6 protein-coding genes and 2 pseudogenes are annotated in these 3,840 nt (G+C 63.8%); 7 read left to right on the top strand and 1 reads right to left on the bottom strand.

Annotation, left to right across the window (positions count from 1 at the left end; all coding sequences use genetic code 11):
* From NKF06_RS20070 to NKF06_RS20040, 7 genes and pseudogenes are all read left to right on the top strand, one after another.
* Positions 1-243: pseudogene (locus tag NKF06_RS20070) on the top strand (halocyanin); the annotation flags it as partial.
* Positions 243-632, top strand: a complete 390-nt coding sequence (locus tag NKF06_RS20065; protein ID WP_004971171.1) for a hypothetical protein — start codon at positions 243-245, stop codon at positions 630-632. The pseudogene NKF06_RS20070 and the gene NKF06_RS20065, both read left to right, overlap by 1 nt.
* Before the next feature lie 3 nt (positions 633-635).
* Positions 636-1,430, top strand: coding sequence for a cytochrome bc complex cytochrome b subunit (locus NKF06_RS20060; RefSeq protein WP_004972586.1), 795 nt, complete (start codon positions 636-638; stop codon positions 1,428-1,430).
* Between the two features lie 10 nt (positions 1,431-1,440).
* On the top strand, positions 1,441-2,205 hold the full coding sequence (locus tag NKF06_RS20055; RefSeq protein ID WP_058828059.1) for a cytochrome bc complex cytochrome b subunit: 765 nt from the start codon (positions 1,441-1,443) through the stop codon (positions 2,203-2,205).
* A gap of 39 nt (positions 2,206-2,244) precedes the next feature.
* A complete protein-coding gene (locus tag NKF06_RS20050) occupies positions 2,245-2,634 on the top strand; it encodes a hypothetical protein (protein ID WP_058828058.1) in 390 nt (129 codons plus the stop codon).
* A complete protein-coding gene (locus tag NKF06_RS20045; RefSeq protein WP_004972591.1) occupies positions 2,627-2,908 on the top strand; it encodes a hypothetical protein in 282 nt (93 codons plus the stop codon). Before NKF06_RS20050 ends, NKF06_RS20045 begins: the two co-directional genes overlap by 8 nt.
* Before the next feature lie 137 nt (positions 2,909-3,045).
* Positions 3,046-3,489 (top strand): hypothetical protein, encoded by a 444-nt coding sequence (locus tag NKF06_RS20040; protein WP_058828057.1) that lies wholly within the window; start codon positions 3,046-3,048, stop codon positions 3,487-3,489.
* A 116-nt stretch (positions 3,490-3,605) separates the two neighbouring features.
* On the opposite strand, the pseudogene NKF06_RS20035 reads toward NKF06_RS20040, so the two are convergent.
* Positions 3,606-3,840: pseudogene (locus NKF06_RS20035) on the bottom strand (ATP-NAD kinase); the annotation flags it as partial.

Genomic DNA, 3,840 nt, shown 5'->3' with positions numbered 1-3,840 from the left:
TACCACTGCGTGCCGCACGAGGCGCTCGGCATGCTCGGCGCGGTCGCCGTCGGCGACGACGTGGCGACTATCAGCACCGGCGGTGGCGGCGAGAAGGAACTGCACGAACTCGGCGTCCCGATTCAGGCACACTGGGTCGGCTCGGCGACGATTCTCGGCATCCTCGTCACCATCATCTACACGTTCTTCATCTTGAAGTACGGCGAGTCCCCAAATACGGGTAACACCGGAGGTGGCGAATAATGTCTTCGACCGGCAGCACATACGGCGATATTCACCGATACGAACCGGCGCGAGAGAGCACCGCAGCGGCCATCGCAATCGTCCTCCTGACGATTATCGAGGTCGTGTTCGTGTTTCTCTTCACCTACGGCTTCGTCTCCGGGTGGGGACTGACGGACACGGGGAACATGTTCCTCGGCGGCGTCCTCGCCGTCATCTTCGTGGACCTCGCGTTCATCCTCGCGCTGTACCGCAAGGAGTTCCTCCCCGACGTGATGATCGTCAAAAAGCGGCGTCGCAAGTGGGAAGACCTCTACGTCCGCGAGGAGGACGTCGACGGTGTCACCTTCAGCAGCGATGACGCGTGGGAACAGGTCAAACGCGCGGTGTACCCCTACTACAAGCGATAAACCATGAGTCTCGAACGCAAAGACGACTACGACCACAAGGCCTGGATGAAAAAGAAGGACCTCACCCCGGTCGAGGCCACCTTCCTCACCACGCTCATCTGGCTGGATAAGCGACTCCGCATCGTCGATTATCTGGAACTTCTGGAGACGCTCTACTACCGAGTCAACCTCCAGATGCCGAAGAGCCACACCGAGCAGTACAACCTCGACAACAAGTTCTGGTACTGGTACCCCCTGTACACGCTCGGCTTGTTCTCGACGCTCGCGTACGTCGTCGCGGCGATCAGTGGCGCCCTTCTCGGGTTCTACTACTCCCCGGCGACGACCGGTGACCCCACGACGGCCTACAGCAGTATCGAATTCATCATGCGCGACCTGCAGTTCGGCTTCATGCTCCGCTCCGTCCACCGCTGGGCGGCGCAGGTCATGGTCGCGGCCGTGTTCTTGCACATGCTCCGTGTCTACTTCACGGGGTCGTACAAGGAACCCCGCGAGCTGAACTGGCTTCTCGGCATCGTCCTGATCAGCCTGACGATGGTGTTCGGGTACACCGGATACCTCCTCCCGTGGGACCAGCTAGCCTACTGGGCGGGGCAGATCGGCGTCGAGATGTCGCTGTCGGTCCCCCTCGCCGGTGAGTGGGTCGCACAGCTCCTGTTCGGCGGCTTCTCGCTGAGCCAGTCGACGCTACAGCGCATGTACATCATCCACGTGTTCCTGCTCCCGTTCGTCGTGACGACGCTCATCGCGATCCACATCGGCATCGTGTGGGTGCAGGGCATCGCGGAGCCGCACTGAGGTGACAATCATGAGCGACAACGAACCCGAAAACGAGGAGATTCGATCCGACGGCGCGGGCATCGTGGCCCCGGACGACGAGACGCCCACGTGGAGCGAGCGCAAGGCTCGCAAGACGGGGCTCTCCCGGCTCACCTACGAGTACTTCGAGCGCGCACGTCGTGAAGACCAGGACCTCCGCACGGAGTCCGACTACGTCGAACGCGACGTGCTGGCGTTCCCCACGTGGCCCCACGAGACCGTCCGTAACCTCTCGATTGCGTCGTTCTTCGTCGGGATGATTCTGTTCCTCTCGGCGACCATGCCGCCGCACATCGGCAACCCCGCGAATCCGTCGAGTACCCCGGCGATTATCCTGCCCGACTGGTATCTCTACTGGTCGTTCGGCCTGCTCAAGCTCAACCCGCTGAACCCCGAACTGGCCATCCTCGGCGGACAGAAGCTGATGGCCGACCGCACCTACGGCGTGCTGGCGAACGGCGTCGTCGTCGGCTTCATCGCTATCGTGCCCTTCCTCAACAAGGGCTCGGCCCGGCGACCCGTCGAGCAGCCGTTCTGGTCCGCAGTCGGCGTCTTCGGCGTGGTGTTCGCGATGACCATCTCGCTTCTGGCCATCAAGAACCTCATGCCGATGAACGTCGACCTGCTGTTCGACCTGACGTTCCTGCTCCCGTTCGTCTTCGGGACCATCACCTACGCGATACTGAAGACGATGCGCGAGGGGTACATGTACAACCTCAACCGCCGCTACTACCGGCTTCGCCCGCCGAAATAGAGCGGAACCACTACCAACCGTCCCTTCTTAGCGTCACTAATGACAGATAGCGACGCAACCGGTCGAACCGGCGACGCCGACGGGGCGCGGCGCGGACGCCGCGGCCGGCGCGACATCGTCGTCCCCATGCGGCTCTACAAGACGATTACCGTCTTCTCGACGCTCATCGCCGTCGTCAGCGTGGTCCTCGGCTTCGTCTTCCTCGACGCCGCGACGCTGCAGGTGAGCGCGCTCCGTGCGGTCATCGCGGGCGCGCTCGGCGCGCTCGGAATCGGCGTCGCCGACGGTCTGCTGAGCACGGCCCTCGCGGTCTTCGGACTCGGCATCATCGCGTTCGGCGCGGTCGTCTACACGCTCGGCACCCGATTTCGCGCCCAAGGAATGGGAAAGTCTCAAGAGGACTCCGGCGAAGACTCGAACAATGGCTGACGAATTCATCAAGGGTCTGGGTATCCTGACCGGGTCCGGACTCGCGTGGCTGGTGCTCGCGTCGTGGTACCGCACGAGCAGTTTCGAGAGCACACAACAGCTCATCGAGCCGCTGTCGTCCGGCGCGACCGAGGGGCTGTTCAACATCATCGCCGTCACGCTGATGGACGTGTTCCTCTGGTTCGCGCTCCTCGGCGCGCTCACCTTCTGGGTGCTCATTCCCGCGGGCCACCAGATCATGTCCGCGCTCGAAGAGCGCCGCAACGCGCAGTAAGCCGACACGGCGCGGGCCGTTCTCCTCTCATCTCGATTCGAATCGCCGAAACGTCCCTCACGATAGCGGGTGCACTCCCCGCCGCGTCCCGCGTCGGATTGGAAAAACTCTAATGAGTCTCGCTCCGACGGTCCTGTATGCACCCACTACAGTTCCTCGTTCCGCTCGACCAATTGGCGGCGGTCGAACCGGTCGTCCCGCACGTGGCGCTCGTGCTCGTGCTTGCGAACTTCGCGACGCGCTTCCTCGGTCACCGGTCGCACGTCAAGCAGGCCGAGGAAGGCGGTGAGGAGGCCATCTCCCGGTACCTCCCGCACTCGATTAGTTCGGGCGCGCTCGTCCTGACCTCGTTCCTCTACCTGCTCGTCGAGCCGCACGGCGGCATGGTGCTGACCGTGCTGGTCGTCGGGATGTTCGTCACCGACTTCTTCGAGTTCGAAGCGCGCAAAGTCGAAGCCCGCACCGACAAGCCGCTCGAACGCCCGAACGGCTCGCTCGTCGCCGCGACGCTCGTGCTCCTGTACGCGGCGTTCCAGAGCCTCTTCTTCCTCGTCGCGGACTACTGGAATCTCATCGTCTAAGCTCGCGGCGCTTTCTTCTCCGCGTCGCCGCGTTCGCACTGCTCACGAGGAACACGTATTTTCGACGACGCCGAGCGCCACCGCTCGGGGTCCAAAATCACGGCCGAGCGAGGCGCTCACTCGACGAGAAGCGGAACGCTCCCGTCGCGGTCGATGACCACCGACTCCGACGGGTGGACTTCCCGGACGACCTCGTCGTCGGCGACGAGCGACACGGGCGCGTCGTCGCGTTCGACCGATAGCTGGACGGGCGGTTGAAGAACCCACGAGTCCGTCTGCGTCGCGTACGGCGAGACGGGAACGACGGCGAGCCCGGCGGCCGGGCCAACGACCGCGCCGCCCGCGGCGCGC

This window comes from Haloferax sp. AB510 (assembly GCF_024136985.1).
Taxonomy (GTDB): domain Archaea; phylum Halobacteriota; class Halobacteria; order Halobacteriales; family Haloferacaceae; genus Haloferax.
The sequence above is the reverse complement of the archived record's forward strand: the minus strand, read 5'-3'. Positions and strand labels throughout refer to the sequence as shown.

Excerpts from the sequence above, each read along its gene's own strand:
- NKF06_RS20065 (WP_004971171.1), top strand. The coding sequence starts at position 243 with ATGTCTTCGACCGGCAGCACATACGGCGATATTCACCGATACGAACCG.
- NKF06_RS20060 (WP_004972586.1), top strand. The coding sequence starts at position 636 with ATGAGTCTCGAACGCAAAGACGACTACGACCACAAGGCCTGGATGAAA.
- NKF06_RS20055 (WP_058828059.1), top strand. The coding sequence starts at position 1,441 with ATGAGCGACAACGAACCCGAAAACGAGGAGATTCGATCCGACGGCGCG.
- NKF06_RS20050 (WP_058828058.1), top strand. The coding sequence starts at position 2,245 with ATGACAGATAGCGACGCAACCGGTCGAACCGGCGACGCCGACGGGGCG.
- NKF06_RS20045 (WP_004972591.1), top strand. The coding sequence starts at position 2,627 with ATGGCTGACGAATTCATCAAGGGTCTGGGTATCCTGACCGGGTCCGGA.
- NKF06_RS20040 (WP_058828057.1), top strand. The coding sequence starts at position 3,046 with ATGCACCCACTACAGTTCCTCGTTCCGCTCGACCAATTGGCGGCGGTC.